The 25,800-nt window shown below is 39.4% G+C and carries 24 protein-coding genes, 2 riboswitches and 1 other annotated feature; of the genes, 11 read left to right on the top strand and 13 right to left on the bottom strand.

The genetic code is table 11. From position 1 onward, the window contains the following. Nucleotides 1-335: 335 nt before the first annotated feature. The 4 genes from ACFFHF_RS20585 to ACFFHF_RS20570 all read left to right on the top strand — a co-directional run bounded on the left by ACFFHF_RS20585 (nt 336) and on the right by ACFFHF_RS20570 (nt 3,265). Nucleotides 336-704, top strand: a complete 369-nt coding sequence (locus tag ACFFHF_RS20585; protein WP_377058932.1) for a VOC family protein — start codon at nt 336-338, stop codon at nt 702-704. A gap of 86 nt (nt 705-790) precedes the next feature. After that, nucleotides 791-1,033, top strand: a binding site (T-box leader). A 50-nt stretch (nt 1,034-1,083) separates the two neighbouring features. After that, the gene (brnQ, locus tag ACFFHF_RS20580; RefSeq protein ID WP_377058931.1) at nt 1,084-2,418 is read left to right on the top strand and encodes a branched-chain amino acid transport system II carrier protein; all 1,335 of its coding nucleotides are present in this window, start codon (nt 1,084-1,086) and stop codon (nt 2,416-2,418) included. Between the two features lie 125 nt (nt 2,419-2,543). Continuing rightward, nucleotides 2,544-2,990, top strand: coding sequence for a hypothetical protein (locus ACFFHF_RS20575; RefSeq protein ID WP_160547274.1), 447 nt, complete (start codon nt 2,544-2,546; stop codon nt 2,988-2,990). Then, on the top strand, nt 2,978-3,265 hold the full coding sequence (locus ACFFHF_RS20570; RefSeq protein WP_160547275.1) for a YxcD family protein: 288 nt from the start codon (nt 2,978-2,980) through the stop codon (nt 3,263-3,265). The genes ACFFHF_RS20575 and ACFFHF_RS20570 overlap by 13 nt, the downstream gene beginning before the upstream one ends. Before the next feature lie 34 nt (nt 3,266-3,299). Here ACFFHF_RS20570 and ACFFHF_RS20565 read toward each other — a convergent pair whose 3' ends face one another. From ACFFHF_RS20565 to ACFFHF_RS20540, 6 genes are all read right to left on the bottom strand, one after another. Continuing rightward, on the bottom strand, nt 3,300-4,745 hold the full coding sequence (locus ACFFHF_RS20565) for a PAS domain S-box protein (protein ID WP_160547276.1): 1,446 nt from the start codon (nt 4,743-4,745) through the stop codon (nt 3,300-3,302). Nucleotides 4,746-4,897: 152 nt separating this feature from the next. Beyond that, the gene (gene sda, locus ACFFHF_RS20560; protein ID WP_160547277.1) at nt 4,898-5,044 is read right to left on the bottom strand and encodes a sporulation histidine kinase inhibitor Sda; all 147 of its coding nucleotides are present in this window, start codon (nt 5,042-5,044) and stop codon (nt 4,898-4,900) included. A gap of 530 nt (nt 5,045-5,574) precedes the next feature. Then, the gene (locus tag ACFFHF_RS20555; protein WP_377058930.1) at nt 5,575-6,051 is read right to left on the bottom strand and encodes a flavodoxin domain-containing protein; all 477 of its coding nucleotides are present in this window, start codon (nt 6,049-6,051) and stop codon (nt 5,575-5,577) included. Beyond that, nucleotides 6,032-7,078 carry a ribonucleotide-diphosphate reductase subunit beta gene (locus tag ACFFHF_RS20550; protein WP_377058929.1) on the bottom strand — a complete coding sequence of 349 codons (1,047 nt, stop codon included), beginning with the start codon at nt 7,076-7,078 and terminating at the stop codon, nt 6,032-6,034. Before ACFFHF_RS20550 ends, ACFFHF_RS20555 begins: the two co-directional genes overlap by 20 nt. 20 nt (nt 7,079-7,098) lie before the next feature. Beyond that, nucleotides 7,099-9,384, bottom strand: coding sequence for a ribonucleoside-diphosphate reductase subunit alpha (locus ACFFHF_RS20545; protein WP_377058971.1), 2,286 nt, complete (start codon nt 9,382-9,384; stop codon nt 7,099-7,101). 139 nt (nt 9,385-9,523) lie between these two features. Continuing rightward, nucleotides 9,524-9,721, bottom strand: a riboswitch (cobalamin riboswitch). A gap of 534 nt (nt 9,722-10,255) precedes the next feature. Continuing rightward, a complete protein-coding gene (locus ACFFHF_RS20540; protein WP_340902302.1) occupies nt 10,256-11,797 on the bottom strand; it encodes a DHA2 family efflux MFS transporter permease subunit in 1,542 nt (513 codons plus the stop codon). A gap of 183 nt (nt 11,798-11,980) precedes the next feature. On the opposite strand from ACFFHF_RS20540, the gene ACFFHF_RS20535 reads away from it, so the two are divergent. Further along, nucleotides 11,981-12,841: a TetR/AcrR family transcriptional regulator gene (locus ACFFHF_RS20535; RefSeq protein ID WP_377058928.1), complete on the top strand. Its 861-nt coding sequence runs from the start codon at nt 11,981-11,983 to the stop codon at nt 12,839-12,841. A gap of 39 nt (nt 12,842-12,880) precedes the next feature. On the opposite strand, the gene ACFFHF_RS20530 is transcribed toward ACFFHF_RS20535, so the two are convergent. The 3 genes from ACFFHF_RS20530 to ACFFHF_RS20520 all read right to left on the bottom strand — a co-directional run bounded on the left by ACFFHF_RS20530 (nt 12,881) and on the right by ACFFHF_RS20520 (nt 16,458). Further along, nucleotides 12,881-13,750, bottom strand: a complete 870-nt coding sequence (locus tag ACFFHF_RS20530; RefSeq protein WP_377058927.1) for an amidase — start codon at nt 13,748-13,750, stop codon at nt 12,881-12,883. Nucleotides 13,751-13,793: 43 nt separating this feature from the next. Further along, nucleotides 13,794-13,882: riboswitch (cyclic di-GMP riboswitch) on the bottom strand. A gap of 247 nt (nt 13,883-14,129) precedes the next feature. Next, nucleotides 14,130-14,900: a YhfC family intramembrane metalloprotease gene (locus tag ACFFHF_RS20525; protein WP_377058926.1), complete on the bottom strand. Its 771-nt coding sequence runs from the start codon at nt 14,898-14,900 to the stop codon at nt 14,130-14,132. A 121-nt stretch (nt 14,901-15,021) separates the two neighbouring features. Next, nucleotides 15,022-16,458 (bottom strand): DEAD/DEAH box helicase, encoded by a 1,437-nt coding sequence (locus ACFFHF_RS20520; RefSeq protein WP_377058925.1) that lies wholly within the window; start codon nt 16,456-16,458, stop codon nt 15,022-15,024. 203 nt (nt 16,459-16,661) lie between these two features. Between ACFFHF_RS20520 and ACFFHF_RS20515 the strand changes: the two genes are divergently transcribed. After that, nucleotides 16,662-17,990, top strand: a complete 1,329-nt coding sequence (locus tag ACFFHF_RS20515) for a flavin monoamine oxidase family protein (RefSeq protein ID WP_377058924.1) — start codon at nt 16,662-16,664, stop codon at nt 17,988-17,990. A gap of 206 nt (nt 17,991-18,196) precedes the next feature. Here the strand turns inward: ACFFHF_RS20515 and ACFFHF_RS20510 are convergent, their stop codons facing one another. Continuing rightward, on the bottom strand, nt 18,197-18,799 hold the full coding sequence (locus ACFFHF_RS20510) for a GGDEF domain-containing protein (protein WP_377058923.1): 603 nt from the start codon (nt 18,797-18,799) through the stop codon (nt 18,197-18,199). Continuing rightward, nucleotides 18,799-19,095: a hypothetical protein gene (locus tag ACFFHF_RS20505; RefSeq protein ID WP_377058922.1), complete on the bottom strand. Its 297-nt coding sequence runs from the start codon at nt 19,093-19,095 to the stop codon at nt 18,799-18,801. Before ACFFHF_RS20505 ends, ACFFHF_RS20510 begins: the two co-directional genes overlap by 1 nt. 207 nt (nt 19,096-19,302) lie before the next feature. Between ACFFHF_RS20505 and ACFFHF_RS20500 the strand changes: the two genes are divergently transcribed. The 4 genes from ACFFHF_RS20500 to ACFFHF_RS20485 all read left to right on the top strand — a co-directional run bounded on the left by ACFFHF_RS20500 (nt 19,303) and on the right by ACFFHF_RS20485 (nt 23,791). After that, a complete protein-coding gene (locus ACFFHF_RS20500) occupies nt 19,303-19,995 on the top strand; it encodes a response regulator transcription factor (RefSeq protein ID WP_377058921.1) in 693 nt (230 codons plus the stop codon). Beyond that, entirely contained in the window at nt 19,992-20,996 is a 1,005-nt protein-coding gene (locus ACFFHF_RS20495; protein WP_340902295.1) for a sensor histidine kinase, read from the top strand. Before ACFFHF_RS20500 ends, ACFFHF_RS20495 begins: the two co-directional genes overlap by 4 nt. A gap of 100 nt (nt 20,997-21,096) precedes the next feature. Continuing rightward, nucleotides 21,097-21,858 (top strand): ABC transporter ATP-binding protein, encoded by a 762-nt coding sequence (locus ACFFHF_RS20490; protein WP_377058920.1) that lies wholly within the window; start codon nt 21,097-21,099, stop codon nt 21,856-21,858. Further along, nucleotides 21,848-23,791 (top strand): FtsX-like permease family protein, encoded by a 1,944-nt coding sequence (locus ACFFHF_RS20485; RefSeq protein ID WP_377058919.1) that lies wholly within the window; start codon nt 21,848-21,850, stop codon nt 23,789-23,791. The genes ACFFHF_RS20490 and ACFFHF_RS20485 overlap by 11 nt, the downstream gene beginning before the upstream one ends. 105 nt (nt 23,792-23,896) lie before the next feature. On the opposite strand, the gene ACFFHF_RS20480 is transcribed toward ACFFHF_RS20485, so the two are convergent. Further along, entirely contained in the window at nt 23,897-24,067 is a 171-nt protein-coding gene (locus ACFFHF_RS20480) for a Fe3+ hydroxamate ABC transporter substrate-binding protein (protein ID WP_377058970.1), read from the bottom strand. Nucleotides 24,068-24,205: 138 nt separating this feature from the next. Here ACFFHF_RS20480 and ACFFHF_RS20475 point away from each other — a divergent pair, with 138 nt between their 5' ends. Continuing rightward, on the top strand, nt 24,206-24,457 hold the full coding sequence (locus ACFFHF_RS20475) for a hypothetical protein (RefSeq protein WP_340902290.1): 252 nt from the start codon (nt 24,206-24,208) through the stop codon (nt 24,455-24,457). A gap of 134 nt (nt 24,458-24,591) precedes the next feature. Here the strand turns inward: ACFFHF_RS20475 and ACFFHF_RS20470 are convergent, their stop codons facing one another. Then, complete coding sequence (locus ACFFHF_RS20470; RefSeq protein ID WP_340902288.1) at nt 24,592-25,602, bottom strand: phosphotransferase; 1,011 nt, start codon at nt 25,600-25,602, stop codon at nt 24,592-24,594. Between the last annotated feature and the right edge of the window lie 198 nt (nt 25,603-25,800).

Genomic DNA, 25,800 nt, shown 5'->3' with positions numbered 1-25,800 from the left:
TTTTCGTTGATTGGAGCTTTGTGGGGGGAGTTTTGCCCAGTCATACCGAGTTTTCGATTGTTTCATATGGACTTTTATTAATATGATTGTGGGTTTGGTAATTTATTTGCGATTCTCAGATTTTATTTGCGATCCCGGAATTTTATTTGCGATTCTCCGATTTTATTTGCGATCCTGGTAATTTATTTGCGATTCCCTATTTTATTTGCGCTCGCATGTTTAACCCCACCACACCCAATAAGCCCCCCTTATTCCCCATCATAATTTTTCCATATTTTACTTATCTCCTCTTTCTTCCTACACTTAAACTATCAAACACAGAAAGGACCGATTGTATGAACTTTTCATTTATTAAAATTGATCATATCCAACTTGCTGCACCGGCTGGAAGCGAGGATCAAGCGAGGCATTTTTTTAGCACGATTCTTGGTTTAACAGAAATCGAAAAACCGGCGGCGCTCAAAAAACGCGGCGGTGTTTGGTTTCAACTCGGTGCTCAACAGCAGCTTCATATCGGTATCGAAGATCCTTTTTCTCCAGCTAAAAAAGCTCACCCGGCGTTCGTAGTTCATAACCTGAACTCTTTAAAAGATCACCTACAAACTCATCATGTACCGTACAAAGAGGATACCCTTATTCCTAATGTGGATCGGATTTATATTGAGGACCCCTTCGGTAATCGAATTGAAATCATCGGAGAATAATAATTATATTCATCCAATTAATAAAAATATAAATGTTCAAAATATATTGACATAACATTTTTCATTTGTTAAATTAATAACCATATTACAAATTGATGACGAGAAGAGTAGGATTCAACCCCTTGTACTAAAGAGAGTCGACGCGTGGTGAAAGTCGATGTTCAAGCTGGATCTGAAAATCATCTCCGAGATGCAAAGCTGAACACTAGTAAGCTTTGACGGGTTCCGCCGTTACAAGGATCACGTATGTTGGTACGTTGACTAAGAGCCGACTGCTTTTTTGCAGCGGAATTAGGGTGGTAACGCGAGCTATCAGACTCGTCCCTTTCATTAGGGACGGGTCTTTTTATTTTTCTAAAATAGAAAAGGGGAAAAGAAAATGAAGAAATTTGACACTTTGGTTATCGGATTAATGTTATTCTCTATGTTTTTTGGAGCTGGAAATTTAATCTTCCCTCCGGTATTAGGAGCACAAGCGGGCACCTCTTATTGGCTAGCGATTGGCGGGTTTATTTTAACAGGTGTTGGATTGCCTTTTGCTGTGCTTCTTGCTGTTTCACTAGTTAAAGATGGAGCTGCAGAAATCGGCAATCGCGTCCATCCATGGTTTAGCACGATTTTTATGGTGATTGTGTACCTTTCCATCGGACCATTCTTAGCGATTCCAAGAAATGCAAATGTTGCTTATGAGATGGGAATCAAACCATTCTTAGGAAGCTCCTCCAACTCAACTTTCGTATTATTAGCATTTTCTGCGGTCTTTTTTGCGCTTGTATTTGTAGTGAGTTTAAACCCTTCAAAGATGGAACAATATATGGGGCGCTGGATCACTCCAGTCTTACTCGTGGCAATGGTCACTTTATGTACAATCGGTTTATTTAAGATGGATGGCCATTTGCAAACACCTGCTGAGCCGTATCAAGCGAATGCCTTTTCCACAGGCTTCATCGAAGGATACAACACGATGGATGCTCTTGCCGCTCTTGCTTTTGGAATCGTTATTTTATCTGCGATTAAACAAAGAGGAATTACAGATAAGAAACAATTAACCAAATATACATTGAAGGCAGCACTTGTCGCTGGCGTTCTTCTTTCACTCGTTTATGTAAGCCTAGGACTTATCGGTGGAAAAATGGCTGCTTCTGGTTCATATGCAAGCGGTACTGATTTGTTAACTGCCGCATCCACCCTACTACTTGGTTCAAGTGGCAAGGCACTTCTAGGATTTATCTTTACGTTAGCTTGCTTTACAACTGTCGTCGGTCTTACTGTTGCATGTGGTCAGTACTTCTCGAAGCTTCTACCTAAAGTAAGCTATCGAACAGTGGCCCTTATTGTTACACTCATTGGGTTTACCCTTTCCAATATGGGACTTGCACAAATTTTAAAAGTTTCTGTTCCGTTCCTTGTGACAGCTTATCCGCTAACAATCGTTTTAACCTTGCTCACTTTCTTTAGTCGTTATTACAAAAATATTCGTAAAGTATATGGCAGCGCAATGTTATTTACCGGTATTTTTGCTGTAAATAGTGGCCTTGCTACAGCTGGAGTGAACCTAGGATTTTTACAATCGGTGGCAAAGGCACTCCCATTTGCCTCTGTTGGTCTTGAATGGATCATTCCTGCTTTCGTTGGAACAGCTATCGGATGGCTCCTTGGAATCTTTGAAAAAAAGCCCGTTCCATCCCAACTAGTAGAAACGAAAGCATCCTAAGCCCTCAAAAATAGAATGGAACCTCTTTCCATTCTATTTTTTTTATAAAAAACGAAACCCTTTCATCCTTACTTCGTATACAATAGAGAAGTAGAAATATACATTACAGGGGGAAAACAAAAGGAATGAAAAAGTTACTATCAGCTTTGCTAATGGCAGCACTTATTTTTTCACCAGTTGGAAACATTGTGTTCCAAGATCACACCACGACAGTGGAAGCAAAATCGTATAAATCAGGAAAGAAAAGCTTCAACAATAATTCAAATACAACGACCAATAACAACAATTCATTCTTCCAAAATAAAAAATCGGATTCGACCACAACTAATAAATCTACCACTACAGCAAATAAAGGATTCTTCTCTGGCGGTCTGATGAAGGGACTTATGATTGGTGGACTTGCTGGTCTATTATTTGGTAGTCTATTTGCAAACATGGGAATCTTAGGTTCCATTCTTGGATTCATGGTCAATGTGTTTGCTATTATCATCTTAATTAGTGTCATTCGCATGGTTTTTACCGCTCTTAAAAAGAAAAAGAAGCAAGAGAATACGAACCCATGGAGAAGCTAATTATTCCCGAACAAGATATTATTAATGCAATTTGTGTTTATATCGCTAAGAAAAAGCAAATCAAACCTGAAGCAGTCGAAGTAGAGCTTATGTATGATGATGATTACGGCTTTTCTGCTGAAGTGTTCGTGGATGATCGAAAACAAGTGCTTATCACTGCGAATTTAATTGAAGCGTTACGCCTTTGGATCGATGAATATTTAGGAAGAGATCCATATGCTCCAATCAAGCTACATTTAGACGACAATGAAGGAATCATTGCTTATATTGGATAAAAATAATAACCTCATCCACACTCGGATGAGGTTATTATTTGTTACTAAAGCTTGGTAAAACGATTTCAATCGTTGTTCCTATATTTACTTCACTTGAGATATGTACGGTGCCGCTATGGCCCTCAATAATATTCTTACTTACCATAAACCCTAAACCCGTTCCCGTTTCTTTTGTCGTATAAAAGGGCTGTCCGATCTTGGATAAAATTTCCTTTGGTATTCCACATCCGGTATCTTTGAACCGAATGGTGATACCAGAAGTCCGCATGCAATTTTCCATCTCAATATGTAATGACCCTCCGTTAGGCATGGCATCAAAAGAATTTTTCATAAAATTAATGAACACTTGCTTAATTTGGTTCTCATCACAATGAATCATTGGTAGAAGACTTTCGTGCTTTAAATCCACCTGAACACTTTTCATATTGGCTTCTGCATCTAATAGTGAAATACATTGCTTTAAGGTTAAGCGTAAATCGGTCTCTTTAAAATTGTTTTTTTGTGGCTTTGCTAGTGATAAGAGTTCACTTAAGATCAGTTCAATTCGAGCGATTTCTGACTCAACGATTTCATAATACAGCTGTTTTTCATTGGAGTTTTGCAGAAGCTTTAAAAAGCCTTTAATTGCTGTAATAGGATTTCGAATTTCATGTGCAATCGCAGCTGACAACTGTCCAGCAATTGAAAGCTTTTCCGACTGAATCATTAGTTCTTCCGCTTGTTTTCGGACTGTTATATCACGAAAACTAACAACGAGCCCGTTCTTGCCCCCCTGATGGTCCTTAATCGGAAAGCTTGTAATCATAACATCCATTGTCATTCCATTTTTCTTCTTAACCGTTGTTTCGTACCCTTCCACACATTCTCCACGAAGGACCTTTTCCTTTAATGGCTCTTCTTCTTCATCTGCAAAAAATCTAACATCGCGCATTCTAATACCGATTAATTCCTGAAGATTCCAACCAAACTCTTCCTCAAACTTAGTATTAGCTTTTGTTAGAACCCCTTTTTCATCGAAGATTAAAATAGGGTCTAAATGATTATCAATAAAAGATTCTAGCTGGGAATGATTCGTCTCCACTTGTGGATCCATCTGTTTACTAGATGTGATATCAACCACTTGGCCAATAATATAATCCGCTTGTGACGTACTAACTTTATGGGCATTGATGGATCCCCAAACCACATGACCTTTCTTATGTACAAACCGCTTTTCTACTTGAAAAGAATCTACCTCTCCAGCTACTAACATTCGATAATTTGAATCTATTGTTACATAATCTTCTTCATATAATAAACATCTTAGCCCTAATTGAACGATTTCTTCATTTGAATATCCTGTAAAATGACAAAAGGACGAGTTTGTTTGCACGATCTTACCATTTATCCCTAACAGCACCATTCCTAATGGGGCATGGGTAAATGCCTCAAACAATAGTTCTTTATCCATTGCGAGTAATTCCAAGTAAGTTTCTGTCAATTCCCTATCCCCTATGAACGAAAATTAGCGGATTCCCTTAAAGGTTTGCTCCTGCAAATTTATAGAATCGCCCTTACTTCTCATTAATTTAACCTGCCATACCTGCTCGTAAAGGTAACTTGTCTATCTAATAGTATCTGGCTAAAGGTCAATCACTGCTCAATTGAATAGTTTTCTACTAATTGTCTTAATTTTCTTTTGTCTACCTCTTCCTCTAATAACTGTATAAGTTCATGATCTAAAGCCAACTTCAATGCTGCAGCATAAGCATCCATCAACTCTTTGTCTGATATTTTCAAAACTTACTATACCCCTTTTTCCATAAACTTGCTGCAATCCGAAAGAATTTAATAGTTATGATCATGACTTCATGAAGCGTAAATACTATTAGATTGTTTCTTCTCCCTTACGTAAGTCGTTTATACTAAAGGTAGAACAAGAATGAAGGTCGTCCCTTCCCCAGGTTTACTCGAAACCTCTATAATTCCACCATGATTTTCTACTGGTCTTTACCGGTTTCTATTTCATCTCCTGCTAGTAAAAAACTAACAAGCTCATTCATTTGTTTATCCGTCATCTGCTTTACCCTCACTCTTTATTTTAACAAAGAATGGTATTTTTAAACAAATCTTTCATTTTTACTCATTGAAATTTACATATAATTCTAGTTTAATATATTCAATTTTCTATAATTAAACACAAAAAAGAAGGATCTGCCTTGCGCATGCAGTCCCTCTACAAAAATAGAGACCCTCCTTTATACCCAAATTATATATATGGTAAACATTGAATATAAAAAAAGGTAGTAGGCAAGAGCCCACTACCTTTTTCACACCGTACTATAGGTACGACTTTGAATTTTTTCTATCATTAACTCAGCCAGTTTTTCACATTTTTCATAATCCTTAAACTGTGGCTGTAATTCTACTTTTAGTGTGGCTACTAAGGAAGTCTGCACATAGAGCATATCCCTAAACTCATCCACCGCTCCACAAAAGGAAGGGTAAAAGGAATCCCCCGTCCCAACCACTCCTGTGGCGAGCTCTCGAACATGTTGACGTTCTATTTCTTGGTACACAGGCTTCATTTCTACTGGAATTTCTCCATTGCCCCATGTGTAAGTTCCGATGACCAACCCATCATAGTCATCCATGTTCGCACGGAGAAAATCTTCTACTTGAAATAAATCCGTAGACATTGATCGTGATTGAAGGCAGCTTGCTACCATACGAACAAGTTCTTCTGTATTCCCCGTGACGGATGAATAGACAATCGCTACTTTTCCCTTAAAGTTCGTCAAAGCCATTGGACTGTGTCACCTTTGTATAGGTACGGGATTTCTGCTCAAAAAAGTCTGACTTGGTTTCATTAATCATTTCGTCACTAAACACTTGAATCCATGGCATTGAATTTTCACGGTCACCATAAAGATGATCCAGACCCAATTGACGAAGCCTTTTATTGGCCAGATACTCCACATATTGTCCGAACTCTTCCAGATCAATTCCGTTCATCTCTGCTAATATTTCTCCCGCCCATTCCTTCTCCAGCTCCACCGCTTCTTGGATGCGATTCTTTGCATATTGAATATTTGCTGGGTTATTGAGCTCTGGATTTTCCGTTAACATAATTCGTACAAACTGAGAAATAAAATACGCATGCTGCATCTCATCTCTTTGGATATAGCTAATCATCGTACTTGTCTTTAACATCTTTTGCTGACGAGCAAGATTATAGAAAAAGGCAAAGCCCGCATAGAAGTAGATTCCTTCTAAGATGATGGAGTTGATGGCTAGCTCGTATAAATTCTGTGCATTTGGATGGGAACGGAATTGTTCATAAGCATCCAAAATAAGTTGGTTTCTCTTTTGCACGATCGGGTCATCCTTCGCTTGATTGAAGCGCGCATTTTGTTCACTTACTGGAACCAATGAACTTAATATATAGGAGTACGATTCATTATGAACAGCTTCCTGCTGAGCAATGACCGCAAAGATGGCCTTAAAGCTAGAATCGGTCACATAATCGAGCACTTGACTCATCGTTGGTGTTTGAAGGCTATCAAGGGAGGCAAGCTGCGTGTTCACCCGTAAAAAGATATCCTTTTCATGTGAAGATAATGAATCCCATTGTTTAATATCATCTTGCATATTGATTTCTTGTGCCTTCCAAAAATTAGACAGCAAGGTTTGATACAAATCATACATTTGTGGATAGGCGATATCATTCCAGTTTAAGAGACCGGAAGATTGTCCGTTAATAATACCTGTTGAACGATTTGGAAAAGTAGGATTCAACAGTTTGATTTTATTTAATGGGGCATTGATTGACATGGTCCCTTCTCCTTTCAAGCTTAGCTATGGCAAGCTTCACATTCTTCAATCTCTGACTGTGAGGTACTTCTCACATAATACGTGGTTTTTAACCCTTGCTTCCATGCTTCTACGTGTAAGTGGAGCAAGTCCTTTGCTTTGATATCGTGTCTGACATATAAGTTAAAGCTGATGGACTGGTCAATATGGCGTTGACGTGCAGCGTTTTGGCGAATGCTCCACACTTGGTCTAACTCATGCCTTGCTCTACGGTAGTAAGCGTATGTGCGATGGTTTAAGTCAGGTGCGGTTACCTTGAACTTAAAGTTCTTCTTCTCTTCTGCATATTCCACTGCGTACAATGGATCAATTCCATCGGTGGAACCACCAATTTTTGCCGTTGAAGAATTCGGGGCAATCGCCATCAGCCAGCCATTACGAATTCCGTTTGTTTTTACTTGTTCCTTTAATTCACTCCAACGCTCGGACGTGTAATTTCTTCGCTCGAAATACTTTCCTGTAGCCCATTCAGACGTCTCAAATTGACTGAATGCTCCTTTTTCCTTCGCAAGCTCCATAGAAGCTTGAATCGTATAATAGGCAATATTTTCGTATAGTTCATCAGCAAACTGGACCGCTTCCTCTGATTCCCAGTGGATCGATTGTAAGGCTAATAGGTGATGCCATCCAAACGTACCTAGGCCGACCGCTCGATATTTTTGATTCGTTAATTCGGCTTGTCCGACTGGAATGGTATTTAGATCAATCACATTGTCTAGCATCCGCACTTGAATTCTGATTAATCGTTCAAGCTCATTGGCACCATAAGACTTTGCGAGATTGATCGAGGAAAGATTACATACAACAAATTCTCCCGGCTTTCTTACGATTACTAGATTGCCATCTTCGTCCTTGTATTCTTTTACAATCGTTGTACTCGACATGTTTTGGGCAATTTCGGTACATAAATTACTGCAGTAGATAGACGTTCTTCCTTCTGCACGCTTATTTGGATTTTGACGATTGACCTCATCTCGATAGAACATGTATGGTGTACCTGTTTCTAACTGTGCGACCATGATTCGGGCCATAATATCCATTGCACGGTAGGTTTTTCTTGGTAAAAGAGGCTGATTCACCGCTTCTTCGTATTTTTCCGTAAAATACTTTCTATCATTTTCATCATAAAAGTCTTCAAGTCCAAGAGGTGTTCCATTTTCGTCCTTCCAGCCCATCAGCTGCTTTACTTGGTGTGGACAGAATGTATGCCATTCCCCGATGCTTCTGCCATTTTCATCTTTTTCTAAAAGTTTTTCCATAAATAAATCTGGAATGGTGACTCCAGTGAAAATATCGTGAGCCTTTCTTCGTTCATCTCCGTTATTGGTTTTTAGCTCAAGGAAGCCATTCATCACGTCTTTATGGAATATATCTAAATAAATGGCGACTGCTCCTTGTCTTTGCCCCAATTGATCGACACTTACAGCCGTATCATTAATCAATCGAATCCAAGGTACAACACCAGAGGACATCCCTTTGAACCCTTTGATATCGGAACCTAACGCACGAACCTTTCCGTAATAAATTCCGATTCCACCGCCTTCTTTACTTAAGCGAGCGATATCCCAATTGTTCAAATAAATCCCGTCAAGCGAGTCATCCACTGTGTCAATAAAACAAGAGGACAGCTGACCAAAGTTCTTCCCTGCATTGGATAAGGTTGGTGTTGCGACAGTCATATATAAATGGCTTAATGCCCAATAAGCTTCTTTTACTAACTCTAGTCTCTGGCCTTTCGATTCGTTCATCATGATAGTCATGGCAATCACCATGAATCTCTCTTGCGGCAATTCATATACCTTTCGATCATGATCTCTTGCAAGGTAACGATCGGCAAAGAGGAACAGACCAATATAGTTGAAAAGCTGATCTCGTTCCGGATTGATTCCCGCTGCTAATTGTTTAATTTCTTCCTCTGTATACATTTGCAGCAGTTTTGGAGAGTAAATTCCTTTCTCCGTTAACGTTGCTAGCAAATCGTAAAAGTCCCCATATGTATATGTGGAATCGTAGTTTCGGTTTTGTGAAGCTTGTTTGTATAGTTCCGTTAAATAGATTCGTGCGGCAACAAAAGTCCAATCCGGCTGGTCCATCGCGATTTTATTTAAAGAATAAAATAAAGCTTGTTGGCTCACTTCTTTTTTTGCTGCCTCTAATTCATTGATCATTTTTGTTATCTCTGTCGCGTCTAACTGATAAGTTGAAGAACACTCTTCAATCGCTCTTAACACCGACTTATAATCTTCATGTACATCTACTACTGTCATGCTCGTCCCTCCTGAAAATAAAAAATCCGCTAAGGTGGGTCCTTGAGCGGATGAAACGATTTCAGCAAAAGACAAACAGGCAAACACGATTTTGTCTTCTGTCGCCATCGTCTCATCTTCCCAAGTCCCCGAAGAAGTTGAAACATCTTAAGTAAGATAGGTCTCCTGACTTATGCTTCACTCTACTTTGAACCCTTCCCATTTAGGCAACTACTTCTCGTAAGCAAACTACACAGTGGTTTGTTCATTTTGTCAGCATTTACAGGTGCGGGGGCAGTTCTGGTCTTTCACCAGATTCCCTATTAAGCCGTGCGGCATCTTATCTTAAGGCAACAACACTATATATAGTTGGAATTTAATTTTATATACCCATATCTAGATAATACAAATTTAATACTAAAGGTAGTTTAGTAGATTAGCAAGTAGAAAATGTTTGTTTTGGTAAAATATTGTTGTTGACTTCGGGAGGACATGGGGTCTGTAGCTACTCACTATCGGCTGTGGATCAGGTTAAGCAACCGATCTGATAAATAGACGGAGGTATTCCGCTTAATTAGTAATTTTTTCTAAAAAAGACCTAAATAGACGGAGAGATTCCGCCTATTGTCTCAGAAAAATTGAAAATAGGGGTTTTTTCTTTGGATAAGCGGAAAACCTCCACTTATTTACCCCAAAACGAACTCCGTTCTACATTTAACGTAAAAATCTCCGGTTATTTTACTTTTGCTGGTTACTTGATTAAGGATAAGACAAATTTCAATATCTTCATGAACACCGTACTTCAAAACAGACGGTGAAGGTATCCCAATCAAAAGCACAACTAAAAAAGAAGAACTCCTTTTCATTTTCAAGGAGTTCTTCTTTTTTATATTTAATTCTCAGCTAACTTCGCCGGTACCACCTTTGGCGCCTCTTTTCCTTCTAGAGGATCCTCTGCTTGAGTGGCACGCTTGATAAAGAAAGCGAGAATGAAGGCAACAATTGAAATCCCTGTAGCCACTAGGAATGCATCGTTTATTCCTTCGAGCATCGCCTTCATCATGATCTGCTCTTTCATTTGAGCGATCATTTCAGCAGTTGGCTGTGCGACTCCTGCTCCTTGACCGGCTGCCGTCTTCATCGCTTCGTCAGCTAGTTCTTGAGCGTGTGTTTCTGTACGATTGGACATAACTGTAACGAGTAATGCGGTTCCGATTGCCCCAGCCACTTGGTTTAACGTATTGTTCATTGCTGTACCATGTGGATAGAAACGCGTCGGAAGTTGATTTAATCCGTTTGTTGAAACAGGCATCATAACAAATGACATCCCGATCATCCGGACCGTGTAAAGGATAACTAAGTGGGTATAGCTTAAATCTACCGTTAACTGACTAAACTCATACGTAGTGATCACCGTGATTCCTAAACCAATAAGCGCCAATACTCGCCCACCAAATTTATCAAACAATCTCCCCGTAATAGGAGACATAATCGCCATGGCGATGGCACCTGGTAGGAGCATTAGCCCTGCGTCCAGTGGAGAAATTCCACGAATCGTTTGAACATAAATGGGAATAAGGATCATTCCTGAGAACAATGCCATGTTGGTTACCATGGAAATAGTAGATGACAAGGCAAACATTGGGTATTTAAACACTCCAAAGTTTAACAACGGAGTGTCTTGCTTCATTTGTTTTAAAATAAATGTTACTAGCGAGATGAAACCGACGGCAATCGCCAGGTACACATGCGGACTGTCCCAGCCCTTGCTTCCTGCTGAGCTGAAGCCGTAAAGGATTCCACCAAATCCAATACTTGATAAAAGTAAGGAGAAAAAGTCTAAACGAAGATTACTCTTTTCTTTCTTATCTTTTAAAAGGAAGAATCCGATTAATACCACTACTACTGAAATAGGGGTAATAAAGTGGAAAAGCATTCTCCAATCATAGTGCTCAATAATCCACCCTGATAAGGTAGGTCCAATCGCTGGCGCAAACATGATAATTAAACCAAATACCCCCATCGCTGTTCCTCTTTTTTCAATTGGGAAGCTAACAAGCATGACGTTCATAAGCAATGGCATCATAATGGCCGATCCGGATGCCTGAAGCATACGTCCTGCTAAAAGAATCGGAAATTCGTGAGCCACACCAGCAACTAGTGTACCGATCGTGAATAAACTCATAGCGACTAAAAATAAATTACGAACAGAATATTTCTGTATTAAGAAGGCCGTAGCCGGAATTAATATCCCGTTAACGAGCATAAAGCCTGTAGTTAACCATTGAACCGTGGCAGCTTCTACCTCTAAATCCTTCATGATGGATGGCAAAGCAATATTTAATAAGGTGTTATTTAAAAACGTGATGAAAGCCCCAATTAACAGAACTCCAATAATTCCGTATGGCGGCCGTTTATCTTGTTTTTCAGCCATGTATGTTCCCCCTATACTATAAGTCCAATAAAATGTACTTCAGTTATATACTTAACATATATTATACCCTCAGTACAAAAAATGCAATGGAAAAACACAGCTAAATAATGGGTTTGTAACCTTCAGAAAAATAAGTTACTATACTTTTATACAGTGAGTCCAAATATGAATTCAGGTGATACGATGAAAGATAGGAAGCAACATGTTATCGATACAGCACATCAGCTTTTTGTAGAAAAGGGATTTCAAGCAACCTCCATTCAAGACATTTTGGATTATAGTAGTATTTCTAAAGGAACCTTTTATAATTACTTTTCTTCCAAGAACGAACTACTTATGGCCATTTTCCGAGTGATACAAAAAAAGTTTGAGCACGAAAGAAACGAACTCTTAATTGGAAAAGACCCGTCAGATATTGAAGTGTTCATTAAGCAAATGGAGCTGCAAGTGAAGACGAATCGAGCGAGTAAACTGATTCCTTTATACGAAGAAGTACTATTTTTAAATGATTCTGAGTTAAAAAAGTTTATTAGTGATTTTCAGTTACGAATGTTACGTTGGGTATACGAACGCTTTGATGAAATTTTTGGAGAGAGCAAGAAGCCTTATCTTCTGGATGCTGCCATTATGTTTACAGCTATTTTCCACCATAACCTTAAGTACGAGAGAATGGCGAATAGCTTAAAGAGTAATCCTGAGCGAGTAGTCAGATATAGTGTCAATCGACTTGTGGCGTTAATGAAGAATGTCGGGGAAACCGGTGAGCAACTTCTTTCACCAGAACTGTTGGATGATTGGTCTCCAACTTGTCATAAAAAAGATAAATCTTATCAAGAAAAGCTGACTCTAGAAATTATGTCATTGAAAAAAGAAAGCATGAATATGCCCGACTCTGTGAAATATATTGAGCTACTTGATTTTATTCTAGAAGAACTTTTGCAACCTAATAATCAGAGGCAATTTGTAGTAGAAAGTGCTTTAACAACCTTAGAGGGGCACTTAGGAAAAGCAAAACTGCAACAATTACGTTCTTATATTAAGTAAGAAAGCTAGCAGGTTTCTGTACCTGCTAGCTTTCTTTCGTTATGGTTTCATGGTTTTCCAGCTTCCCACATGGTGGATAGCCATTCCCTTATACCCAGGGCTTGTTCCGTAATGTGAGGCAACGGAAGCCAGCTGTTCGTTCATGTAGGCTTCCCCTTCTTCAAAAAAGGAAATCATATCGCCTTCGTCTGTTGCCCCTGTTTCTACACCGATGACTAATGCCTTATGGTGTTTGCCAGCAAAGGCTACTTCATTTTTTACAATTTCAATGATGGCAGGAGCACTGTCACGGTAGGCCATAATTGTTACACTATTCGTTTTTGTAATAACCCACTCTGCTAGATTTCCTTTGCCATACGTATTGTTATAAGACACTTCATCAAACCAGAATGGCAGGTCGGCTTCAAGTGGCAGTTTTAAACCTGCAGCAGAGGTATTCGCTTTTGTGATTAACTCTTGAAAGCTTTTGACAGTTGCCGCTCTATTCGTATTCCAACCGCTATATAAGTAAGGCTCTACATCTAAATGAATGCCTGTAAATTTTTGCGAAGCGGTTGATCCTGCTTGATAGGTTTTCAACCAATTCATTAACGCATCTTGATTTCGATATCCTTTTGGAGCTACCCAGCTTGGTGCTCCGTCTAGAGCATATACTTTTATTCCTTTTACGGATGCCTTCGTAATAAAGCTACGATATACATTCATAGGGATATCACGGTCAATTTGTACATACACTTTGTTGATTTGCTTTTGTTCAAGAAAGCTTAAGGTTCCTGTTTCATTGCTCACAATGTCCCACGGATTCCAAAGCCATGTGGAGCGATCTACCGTAGAAGCACTCATGTTTGATCCAAAGCCTCCCATTGAAAAAAGCAACACCATAATCATAGATACAACAAGCTTTTTCATTTTACGTTCCCCCATTCTGCAAGCCGAGGCTCACAAAATGAGACCTGGCAACCTGACGACCATTCGCATGATAAGCGATTAGGCTCACGGCTTTGCGTCCTTCCCTTTCGGTAAAGTTTGCCTTTTACAGTTTTTCTTTTAGGCTCTTTTCTAAAACATTGTTGCTATATACACACTTTTCAGGAAATTAACTCTATGTTTCAACAGCTAATCAGAATAATTTCATCCTTAGAAAAGAGCTACTCTCCAAATAGACCAAAAAACCCAGCGTTATGCGGGGAAAAATCCGGCATTTGGGATTTTTCCAAAGCAACTAACTGTACGAAAACAGTCATCTTTTATTATACTTTATCAAAACCGACTTTTGCCTCAGGTATTTTTACCCAATCAGCAATTTTCTTAATCTTTTTATAATGAAGAAAGATAGAACTCCGATGAAGGCAATGTATAACTCAATGATCCATAAGCTCTTAATGTATCCAGTTTGGAAGAAGGCTAAAGGAAAATCAATCGCCGCATGAGCAATTATAGCAAGCAGTACGTATTGAAACTTCTTTTTAATGACCGCTAGTAAAACAAGTAAAGTGAAAGCGATTTGCATAAAGAGAGCAAAGAAACGCTCTGGTATTGCCCATAAGTAGTGAGAGATTCCTTGATTTAATAACGTCTCTTTAATGGTTGCTGCCTGATCACTTGGAAGACTGGCTCCTATAGATGAATCAAATGTACCTGCATTGATCATCGTTGCAAATAGAAGAAATGGTACCACCGTTGAAAGGGCAATAACTACGGCTTCAATGCCACCCCAGCCTACCCCGAAAGACAGGCCACCCCTGTAATCCTGATATTTTTTTAACAGCCAGATAAATAAGATACACCGTCCCAATTCCTCGAAAATCCCTGCAGCTAAACCGCCATATAATCCAAATAACCATGGATGGTCCGCATAGTTTGGAAAACTGGTTATGACGAGAACATGAAGAAGTTTCTCTAATACTTGAGTGATAATAACAAACCCAATGCTCCCTATTATTAACGGCTTCAGAGAAATGCCTACCTGTTTTTTTGTCATCAGAATGGCACTCACAAATAGAAGAATGGAAAATATGATAACTGCTACCATGCTCAAGATCACTGCATTGCTAATCATAGTAAATCCCCCTTGTTTTTATTATCATTATTGATAATGATAATATTAAATCATGAGTAAGATTCTGTCAATTGGTTTCGTTCTTTTTTTGTCAATTAAAAAAGCACCCCTTAGGAAGTGCTTATTTTCTGGCTATATGAACCTTTAATTGTTTCCCTTTTACCGTGGTATGTTTCATTTCGGACAACACCTGTGGCCCTTTGCCATTTAGGATTTCTACATAAGAGGCCGTGTCAAGAATCGTGATAATTCCGATATCCTGTGCAGAAATACCCTCAATTTTACAAATGGTTCCGACAAAATCCACGGGGCGCAGTTTCTTTTTCTTTCCGCCATTAAAATAGAGTTTGGTGATATCCTTATTGAGTTCTTCACTTTTTAGTTGCTTAATCTCCGGCTCTGAACCAATCTTCTCCTCAAAGGCAGATCGTAATCTCTCCACCTGCCCCGAAGCAGGTTTCTCCTTCTGTGGAATGTGAAAACCAATAAGCTGCTCTATTTCTTCTAACAGTCGTCTTTCTCTTTCTGTAACAAAAGTTGTAGCCTTGCCTTTCATTCCCGCCCGGCCGGTTCTTCCTGTACGATGCACATAGCTTTCTTTTTCGTATGGAATATCAAAGTTCACTACGAGTGAAATATTTTCGATATCAATCCCGCGGGCGGCCACATCGGTTGCGATCAGGTAGCGAAACTCTCCCCGTTTAAATTCACTCATCACATCTAGACGATCTTCCTGAATCATTCCACCATGAATTTTATCGCAATCATATCCAAGTTCTGTTAAATGATCGACAACCATATCCACACGGTCCTTTGTCCGGCAAAAAATGATACAGCTATCCGGGTTTTCGATAATCGTTACGTTTTGCAATAATTGCAGCTTTTCCTGTTCCTCCACCCAATATAAGGAATGCTCAATTAATCCAGTTGAATTGCTTGAAGGTTCAATCTCCACCTCGACAGGTCCTTGCAAATAGTTTTGGGCTAGTTTTTTTACGGTATCTGGAAGAGTGGCTGAAAAGAGCATAGTGATTCTTTTGTCTGGAACCGCCTGTATAATGGCCTCTACTTGCTCGATAAAGCCCATATTTAGCATTTCGTCCGCCTCATCAATGACAAGGAAACGAACTTGATCGAGTAGAAGGGTGCCTTTTTGAATATGATCCAGCAGTCGACCTGGTGTCCCTACAACGACATGAGTCTTTTGCTTAAGCTTCGTTTTTTGATACATAAAGGATTGCTTTCCGTATACTTCTACGGCATTGATTCGTTTTAACCGGCCGATATTTATAAAATCTTCTTTGATCTGTACAGCTAACTCTCTAGTAGGAGTAAGCACGAGAGCTTGCGGTTTATTTTCTGTCCAATCAATCATTTCACAAATCGGAATAGCAAAGGATGCTGTTTTTCCACTTCCTGTGCGTGACTTTACGATCACGTCTCGCTCCTCTATGACAAGCGGAATAACTTTTCTTTGAACTTCAGTTGGATGTTGATATTGTAGGCTCGCTAACGTACTCAATATTTCTTCACTTAAGGTGAAATCTGTAAAATCCATAAAACAGCCTCTTTTCAAAATTTCTTTACAATACTAATTTTACCGAACGTATTCTTTTTATTAAGCCAATATGTAAAGTACATTTCATTTGAACACATATTCATTAAAATGTACATGTTTCTTTAGGAACAGAGGGAAAATACATTCACGATGTCTAAATCTTTTGTTTTCAGCAGCTAAATCTTTTACGGGAGGCACTCATCGTGCTAAATCATGTAGATGTAGTAATTGTGGGAGCTGGACTATCTGGTCTTGCTGCTGGATGGGAGTTAAGGAAACATGGAAAAAGCTTTGCTATTTTAGAAGCTCAAAGCCGTGTTGGAGGTCGTGTATTAACGATTACCCATGAAGATTCGACGATTGACCTTGGTGCCCAGTGGGTTTCTCCTTTTCAACCTCGGATACAAGCATTGTTAAAATATTTCCAAATTAAAACCATCCCTTCCTATAACGAAGGAAAAACCATATTTGATTTGCATAATAAGCGAATGCTCGGTATGAATAAATTCCCTCCTCTTTCCCCTCATGGAAGGCTGGATTTATTACTTACTCAAAGGAAAATCCAGGAATTCACGAAGCTCCTAACCAAGGAAGGGGTACGGCAATCATGTATTTCGCACAAATGTGACAGTATTACGATCGACAATTGGATAGAAGGGCAAATGTTTTCTAAGTTGGGAAAATCATTCTTTAAAATTTTCTGCGGAGAGCTCGCTTCACTCGAACTTAATGAATTATCCTTTTTAGATATCCTGTGGTTCATTCAGTCTGCGGGTGGTCTTGAAAAGATCTTGACGGGGGAAGATGAGTGGATAACAAATGGTGCCCAAACCTTGCCTCGTCTCATGGCTGAGGCTATGCACGAGCAGATCTTCATGAACCAACCTGTAAGAAAGATCGTCTGGGGAGGAAATCGTGTAACCGTTCATACCGATTCTAACGTTTGGAAGAGTAGAAAAGTGATTGTTGCCTTACCTCCTACTTTTAGTGCAAGAATACAGTACGACCCTCCATTACCTGCTTTGCGCGAGCAGCTTTGTCAGCGTGTTGGACAGGGATCGATCATTAAATCCGTCATCGTATACGCCACACCTTTCTGGAGAGACCAAGGCTTATCGGGTAACTCCTACAATGATTACGGACCCATTCGAGCCACCATGGATAGTTCCACTCCTGGCCAACCACAGGGAGTTCTAACCGCATTGATAGGTGGTAAATACGCAAGAAGGATAGGTCAACTACCTCCACTAGAGAGAAAAAAGGAAATAGTAGCATGCCTTGGTCTCCTATTTGGAAACAAGGCCCTCGACCCGATTGCCCTGTATGAGAAAGATTGGTCAGAAGATCCTTGGTCAAGAGGAGGCTATGCTGCCCACTTTGCAACCGGAGTGATCACTGAATACGGGGCTGCATTAACAGAGCCGGTTGGACCTCTCCATTGGGCGGGAACAGAAACAGCAAATGAATGGCGCCTCTACATGGAAGGTGCCATCGAATCAGGAGAACGCGCCGCAAAAGAAACCCTAAAATAAAAATCGGTAAAAAAAATGGGTGTCAAAAATGGGTGTCTGTCACCCTTCGTGGACACTTTTGCTTTTTTGTCCACGGGCGGTGTCTGTCACCCTCCGTGGACACTTTTGCTTTTTTGTCCACAGGTGGTGTCTGTCACCCTCCGTGGACACTTTTGGCTATTTTGTCCGCGTGGGGTGGACAAATAGCCCCTTTTTCTATATTTTGATTAATTAATTTGACTAAGCCTCGTATCTTCAAACCCTTCAATCGATAAAAAGCCTCGACTCACTCCATTTCTTCCGTTTCTTTTGGCTTCATAGAGAGCTTTATCACAGGCAACATACATTGTTTCTAGTTCTGTCTCTATGGTCGGGATGATGGTTAGTGTACCCATACTTATCGTGTATGAAAGCTCCCCTTCTGTCAGAGACTGCTTCTCTATCCCATTACAAATTTCCCATGCTAACTTCATGGCCTCTTCCTCATTTGTTTCTGGTAGAAGAATCGCAAATTCGTCCCCACCAAAACGACTAAAATAATGGCCTTCGCTGATATACTCCCGAATCTGCCTGCTCAATTCACGCAGCACCTGATCTCCTACGTCATGTCCGTATTTATCATTAATCCGCTTAAAATAGTCAATATCAAACAAAAGAATAGAGATCGGTTTCTTATTCTTAGAACCGTCCAATAAGCACTTTTTCGCTTCTTTGAAAAATACTCTTCGATTCAACGCTCCTGTTAAATCATCATAACTGGCTAATCGAATCAGCTCTTGATCCGCTTGTTCTTTTAATATGAGAATAAATCCGGTGTTTCCAATCAGCATCACCAGATAAAGTTGGTAAACACGTTCAACAACCTGAGAATCGCAATCATTTCAAACGAAGTCCCTAAAAACAGTAGAGTGTTAGCAACTGAGATGGTGAACAAATCCGAAATGCCACCCCGTAAGGTTAATAAGGTCCAAGCAAGGGCCTGAACACATTTGGCCAAGAAAAAAGTCGTAACCGTCTTGTCCGTTCGATGGTCTCGCCAATAAGCACTAATTAAAAACACAGTAAAAACATGGCCCGTAACCAAAATAACAAAGATTGTTTTCATATCAAGAGAGAAGCCCATCATGTATCACGCACCTGAACAAATAATATACCGTTCTATACTACTACACTTTAGGGTGTCTGACACCCTTCGTGGACAAACATAGTAGTTTTGTCCGTGTGGGGTGGACACTCAAGGGAAGTACCCCTTTATTTGTTATTTTTTTACATGCAAATAATTTTCTTTTGTTTGTGGTTTCGTTACAATGATGAAGAAAGTTGGTGACAATATATGTTTAAGATTCTTCTAATTGAAGATGATTCTAGTCTTTTTCATGAAATCAAAGATCGGCTGACACAGTGGTCTTATGAGGTTCACGGGATCGAAAACTTTGCCCTTGTTCTCGAGGAGTTTACAAAGGTCAAGCCTGATCTAGTCATCATTGATATACAGCTTCCTAAATACGATGGTTTTCACTGGTGCCGCCTGATCAGAGCCCATTCCAATGTGCCGATCATCTTCCTCTCTTCACGTGACCACCCGACCGATATGGTCATGAGCATGCAGCTAGGGGCAGACGATTTTGTTCAGAAGCCCTTCCATTTTGACGTGTTAATTGCGAAAATCCAAGCCATCCTTCGCCGAGTCTACAACTATAGCAATCATACAGTCATTTTGAAAACCTGGTGCGGTGCTACAGTGGATTACGAGAAAAATACAATAACAAACAACAACGGATCAATCGAGCTGACCAAAAATGAAATGTTCATTTTAAAAATATTAATCGAAAAAAAGAACAGCATTGTGAGCCGCGAAAACATCATTAAAAGCCTTTGGGACGATGAACGGTTTGTTAGTGATAATACACTAACGGTAAACGTCAATCGATTACGAAAAAAACTGGATGAGTTACAGCTTGGCCACTATATAGAAACCAAGGTAGGTCAAGGGTATATCGCCATCGAAGAGGGCACTTTACCATGATCCAAAAATTCGTAACCGAACGACGTAGTTGGATAATCTTTTATGTCTTCATCCATCTCTTAATGGTCTTTGTCGCTTTTCTCGATTCTGCGATTCCGCTCAAACCCATTTTATACATTGTGTTTTTATCCATTCTCCTCTTCTCGATCTTCCTTTTCATCAGATATCAAAAGGAGACTCGTTTTTTCAAAGGAATTGATGAGTGGGAGAATAACTTAGATTTGTCTCAAATTCCTCAAGCAGAAAGCCCCTTTGAGGAAATGATAGAAAAAAGTGTCTATAAACAAACGGAATTGCTAAGAAATCAGTTCAATCACCATCAACTCTCATTAGAGGATGAGAAGGACCAGCTGTTAGCCTGGATTCATGAAGTAAAGACTCCTTTAACAGCCATGCATCTCATTATTGACCGCATTCCTGATGAAAAAACAAAGGCCAGTCTCACGCATGAATGGCTACGAGTTCACCTATTACTCGACCAACAACTTCATCAAAAACGGCTTTACTTTATTGAGAATGACCTTTTTATTGAAAAATTAGATCTTCACACTCTGGTGATTCCAGAAATCAAGACCTTACAATCTTGGTGTATCCAAAAAGGCATTGGCATAGATATTAATCTACAAGAACGAGAGATCCTTACAGATGCGAAATGGTTCGCTTTTATCCTACGTCAACTGTTAACCAATGCCGTTAAATACAGCAACCAGTCAGATATTTACATAAGAAGTTTAAAGAAAGACGATCATATGGTCATAGAAATACAAGATTGCGGGCGCGGGATTGATCCACGGGACATGACACGGATTTTTGAAAAAGGGTTCACGTCTACTTCCACCCATCAAGATCATTCGGCCACGGGCATGGGATTATATTTAGCGAAAAAAGCGGCTGATTCCCTTCTAATACAAATATCAGTTCAATCGACTCCAGGTGAGGGGTCAACTTTTATGCTCACTTTACCTAATCGTAATGAATTCGTAAAAATAACAGGCATGTGACAAAGATGTCACATGCCTGTTTCAAATGTTAGCTGAATCGAAGGATGGGAGCTCCCCACCTCATTTATAATCAAGTCATTGAAGGAAGGAGAGAATAAGATTGAATATTCTAGAAGCCAAACAAATACACAAAAGCTACGGAAATAAATTTAATAAGCAAGAGGTCCTAAAAGGCATCAATATGTTCATTGAACAAGGAGAATTTGTCAGTATCATGGGAGCCTCTGGATCTGGTAAAACCACTCTATTAAATGTGCTTTCCTCGATTGACCATGTGAGCCAAGGTTCTATTTTTGTGGAAGGAAAAGAGATTACACAGATGCGTGATAAAGAACTCGCCCTTTTTCGCCAAAAGAACTTAGGCTTTATTTTTCAAGATTACAATTTATTAGATACACTGACAGTCAAAGAAAACATTTTGCTTCCTTTATCCATTACAAAAACACCCAAAAAGGAAGCCGACCAAAAGTTTACGGAAGTGGCCCTTGAGCTAGGAATCGCTGAGCTTCAACATAAGTATCCGAATGAAATATCCGGCGGGCAGAAACAACGAACATCCGCTGCGCGTGCGTTCATTCATGATCCGAGCCTCATCTTTGCTGACGAGCCAACGGGTGCACTTGATTCAAAGGCTGCGTCCGATTTATTAAATAAGCTTAGCCAATTAAACCAAAAGCGAAAATCCACCATCGTGATGGTCACGCATGATCCTGTTGCTGCGAGCTACTGTTCAAGAGTCATCTTCCTGCGAGACGGACAAATCTATACCCAACTAAACCGAGGTTCAGAAACAAGGCAAGCCTTTTTCCAAGATATTATGAAAACACTAGGAGTGTTAGGAGGGGTGCAAGATGACCATTAATCAACTCATCCTTCGCTCCTTTAAAAAGAATATAAAAAACTATTATCTGTATGTATTTGCCTTGATTTTTAGCGTCTCTCTTTATTTTGCGTTTGTCACTCTACAGTATGACCCTGCGATGGACGCCGCTAAAGGGAGTATTAAAGGAGGAGCCTCCATTCGTGCTGCGTCCGTCCTTCTTGTTGGAATTGTTACTGTTTTTCTTGTATATGCCAATATGATCTTTATTAAAAGACGCAGTAAAGAAATCGGACTCTTTCATTTAATTGGCATGACGAAACGAAAGATATTCCGCATTCTTGGCGTGGAAAATGCTCTTCTCTACTTTTTATCGCTAGGCATGGGTATTTTCGTTGGATTTTCATTTTCTAAATTAATCATGATGATCCTGCTAAAAATTACGGGAGTAAATGCTGTTACGACCTTACATTTTTCAAGCCAGTCATTTATTCAAACCGTCATTGTGTTTACACTCATTTTCTTATTCATTCTTGGGATGAATGCACTTTTTATTCGAAAACAGACGATTTTATCCTTATTTCGAGTAACTTCTTCTGCCGAGCAAAAGGTACAAAAGCTATCTGTATGGGAGATGTTCATGGGCATTGCGGGGATTTCACTCATTGCCTTTGGTTATTTTGTTTCCACCAAACTGTTTAGCGGTGACATTACAGAGATGAATGAACTCTTTATTGCCATGGTGATTATTTTAGTATCCGTTATTCTTGGAACCTATTTCTTTTACAAAGGATCTGTTAGCTTTATTTTTAACCTGATTCGAAAAAAGAAGGACGGATACTTAAATATTAAGGAAGTTCTCTCCTTATCTTCTATTATGTTTCGCATGAAGTCGAATTCGTTCCTGTTAACCATTGTCACTACGGTATCTGCACTTGCCATCGGATTGTTATCGTTAAGTTATATCTCCTATTATTCGGCAGAAAAATCAGCTGAAGATAATGTAATAAAAGATTTTGCCTTCACTAGTCAAGAAGATGCACAAATATTTAAGAATGCATTGAAGAGTAAAGATCTTCCTTTTGAGGAGACGGTTATTGATGTGGTGATGGTTCATGCGAATCTGAAATCAATCATACATTCCGGCGAAGTAATGGATGTGGACTTAAGTAAGATGGCGTTGCCTGTGGTTAGTGAAAAATCGGTTCCTGGGATGGATGTGTCGCCAACTGAAACGGTGTTTACAGGATACAGTGATATGCTATCCAAATTCATGTCTCTTGAAGACTCTGGAAAAATTGAATTTCACAGCAAATCCGGATCTATTCCGCTTGATTATATTGGATTAAGAGATGAGTATATTGTTTCCTGGTATTTTACAAACGGTGGTCAGCCGGTTGCCATCGTGGATGATTCCTTGTTTTCTACCCTTCAACAAGACTTCGATCCTGAGGTTCAGCGAGAATCTTCTGTCTTTATCGGGATTGACATGAAGAAAGAAGAGACGATCCAACAAGCCAATGAGCTTTATCTGGACCTAGGACTTGATGAAAATTACATGAATGATTCTCAGCTACAAATGAGCACAGACCAGAAACTACTCATGGGGCTCTTGATGTTTATCGTTGGTTTCCTTGGTCTCACCTTCCTTATTACATCCGGGTGTATTCTTTACTTCAAGCAAATGGACGAAAGTGAAGATGAGAAATCAAATTATACCATCTTACGTAAGCTCGGTTTTACTCAAGGAGACTTAACAAAAGGCATCGGTCTGAAACAGGTCTTCAATTTTGGTATTCCTTTAATCATCGGTCTGTCTCATAGCTATTTTGCGGTCCAATCCGGCTGGTTCTTTTTCGGGGCAGAGCTTTGGACCCCTATGTTACTAGTTATGATTCTTTATACAGGCCTATACTCCATTTTTGGATTTCTGTCCGTGCTTAATTATAAAAAAGTGATCAGAAACGCCCTTTAACTTTATATATAAAAAAGGATAGATGAGCATAATTAAATTGGCTCTATCTATCCTTTTTTTGTACGATGGCTAACCGAACCCTTTTCTTTAAGTATGAGTAAAGGATTATTTTAATTTTTGATTAAAACACTCCTCACAAATAAATGTACCTTCATTTCTTAAATATGCCTTAACTTCAGTGAAGCCTTTTCGCTTTGGATATCGCATCTTAACAAAAACAACCTCATCTCCTTTTATTTCTTTCTCGCAAAAAGTACATCTTGGTTTATCCCACAACACGAATATTCCCCTCCTCAAAAAATCCCTTTCCTTCTACCTATACGAATATCCCGTTGTAAAGGTTTCCTATTGGGATACATAGTACCGTAAAAACTGAAAATAATACCAATGAGGTGATTTAGAAGGAGATGACATATGGAAAATGTAGCTAATGTTGTTCATATAGGAGAATTAATAGCTGTCTCTAAAGTTTTTCAACTCAACCCTTTTCGAATGGTAACATTAATAGAAAAGGGGGCTATGGAAGTGTTCGAAACGAAGGAAGCCTTTGTAGCAAAATACGGAATCAAGGAAACTTATGACGAATTAGAAAATTGGTGTGAGTTAAACAATGGGAAGATTTTTACCAAACCTATAGTAGAAAGTGAGTACAATAGCAGTCACTGACGATGTCTTTCAAACGTATTAAGGGTCGATTGAAAAAAGGTGCTACCTATGTAAAGGCAACACCCTTTCTGTCCTTCTACTTTAAAACCATGACTATATCCAATATTGGGAGATACTCCAATGCCCCCGTTCGTTTACAATCTTTGTCTAGCCGACCTGAACTTTTCATGATGCTTGAAAATCCATGAAACCCTTCGTGCCGCCTTACGAATATACTTTTTTACCGTATCGATCGAGTCCACCCCGTCCCAAAACCGGCCGAGGAAATGGATAAACACATCTAGACTTCGAAGCTGGATTAAAAGAGGAATAACATGAATTTCTTCTTCTGTCAGCTGAATTCTACTGCCATATCCAGTGAGGAAGGCAGTAATCTTTTTGAAAATGATGGTTTCATCCTCTTCATCATCAATAAAATCGGAAAGAGCAACTGCCACTTCCATGACTCGTAAATCATGGGTAACAAATTCAAAATCAAGAATGGCGGAAATCTTTCCATCTTCTCCAGAAAGAATGTTAGAAGCATTTAAATCTCCATGGACGAACTGATGCGGAAGTCTTTTTAAAAATGGGACTTGGGCTTGAAATGAAACTAGTTGTTTGTAAATAATGAATAATTCTTGAGCGACTTCCACAAAGTCCACAGGTGGATTTAGGGAAAAGTCTTTCATCTGATCCAAAGAACATCTTGGGTGTGTATGATCCAGATCATAATATGGTCTATATACGGGCCCTTGATTTACAGTGACCTCAGCAAGTTGTACAGTAAGTTGCCCAGCCGCCTTACCAAATGAATAGATTTGCTCGGAGTCCTCTAGAGCAGGATTTGTCCCATCGATAAATGGAAACATTGCTGCAAGAGATCCGGACTGAGTTTTAACAATGGTTTGGCCATCATTTGTTCTTAACAGGACTGGGAGGGATAAGGACATAGGCCGTTCGGTTAATGCTAGTAATACCGCATGTTCGAAGTTTACTTTGTCTTCATCTTGGTGGGTTTCATAAATTCTCAATACATATTTCTCATTGTTTGCCAGAATAAATAGAGTGGTGTTGTTTTTCCCACTTGGGCCGGGAACACTCTCCCAGTTATCAAATGGAAAGTACAAAGGAACGGTTTCTTCCATATAGGATATTTTTTTCATTTTAATCCAAAATCCTTTTTAAAAAGAATCTATCACGTACAGGAAAAAGAAGATAGTATTTTTGGATAGAATTTATGATAAGCGGACTTGATAGAAATAGGCAAAAACTTAGTAGGAATAGGATAAGAGATTTAAAGGATGAATGGCATAATTATTTCTAAAAAGGTCACGGTACATGTGGCAATAATTGAAGAGAGG

The organism is Robertmurraya beringensis (assembly GCF_042433785.1).
GTDB lineage: Bacteria > Bacillota > Bacilli > Bacillales > Cytobacillaceae > Robertmurraya_A > Robertmurraya_A beringensis.
This window is presented reverse-complemented; position numbering and strand designations above follow the sequence as displayed.

Coding starts and splice junctions, on each gene's coding strand:
- ACFFHF_RS20585 (WP_377058932.1), top strand. CDS start 336: ATGAACTTTTCATTTATTAAAATTGATCATATCCAACTTGCTGCACCG.
- brnQ (WP_377058931.1), top strand. CDS start 1,084: ATGAAGAAATTTGACACTTTGGTTATCGGATTAATGTTATTCTCTATG.
- ACFFHF_RS20575 (WP_160547274.1), top strand. CDS start 2,544: ATGAAAAAGTTACTATCAGCTTTGCTAATGGCAGCACTTATTTTTTCA.
- ACFFHF_RS20570 (WP_160547275.1), top strand. CDS start 2,978: ATGGAGAAGCTAATTATTCCCGAACAAGATATTATTAATGCAATTTGT.
- ACFFHF_RS20555 (WP_377058930.1), bottom strand. CDS start 6,051: ATGGCTTTGACGAACTTTAAGGGAAAAGTAGCGATTGTCTATTCATCC.
- ACFFHF_RS20550 (WP_377058929.1), bottom strand. CDS start 7,078: ATGTCAATCAATGCCCCATTAAATAAAATCAAACTGTTGAATCCTACT.
- ACFFHF_RS20545 (WP_377058971.1), bottom strand. CDS start 9,384: ATGACAGTAGTAGATGTACATGAAGATTATAAGTCGGTGTTAAGAGCG.
- ACFFHF_RS20540 (WP_340902302.1), bottom strand. CDS start 11,797: ATGGCTGAAAAACAAGATAAACGGCCGCCATACGGAATTATTGGAGTT.
- ACFFHF_RS20535 (WP_377058928.1), top strand. CDS start 11,981: ATGAAAGATAGGAAGCAACATGTTATCGATACAGCACATCAGCTTTTT.
- ACFFHF_RS20530 (WP_377058927.1), bottom strand. CDS start 13,750: ATGAAAAAGCTTGTTGTATCTATGATTATGGTGTTGCTTTTTTCAATG.
- ACFFHF_RS20525 (WP_377058926.1), bottom strand. CDS start 14,900: ATGATTAGCAATGCAGTGATCTTGAGCATGGTAGCAGTTATCATATTT.
- ACFFHF_RS20520 (WP_377058925.1), bottom strand. CDS start 16,458: ATGGATTTTACAGATTTCACCTTAAGTGAAGAAATATTGAGTACGTTA.
- ACFFHF_RS20510 (WP_377058923.1), bottom strand. CDS start 18,799: ATGCTGATTGGAAACACCGGATTTATTCTCATATTAAAAGAACAAGCG.
- ACFFHF_RS20505 (WP_377058922.1), bottom strand. CDS start 19,095: ATGATGGGCTTCTCTCTTGATATGAAAACAATCTTTGTTATTTTGGTT.
- ACFFHF_RS20500 (WP_377058921.1), top strand. CDS start 19,303: ATGTTTAAGATTCTTCTAATTGAAGATGATTCTAGTCTTTTTCATGAA.
- ACFFHF_RS20495 (WP_340902295.1), top strand. CDS start 19,992: ATGATCCAAAAATTCGTAACCGAACGACGTAGTTGGATAATCTTTTAT.
- ACFFHF_RS20485 (WP_377058919.1), top strand. CDS start 21,848: ATGACCATTAATCAACTCATCCTTCGCTCCTTTAAAAAGAATATAAAA.
- ACFFHF_RS20475 (WP_340902290.1), top strand. CDS start 24,206: ATGGAAAATGTAGCTAATGTTGTTCATATAGGAGAATTAATAGCTGTC.
- ACFFHF_RS20470 (WP_340902288.1), bottom strand. CDS start 25,602: ATGAAAAAAATATCCTATATGGAAGAAACCGTTCCTTTGTACTTTCCA.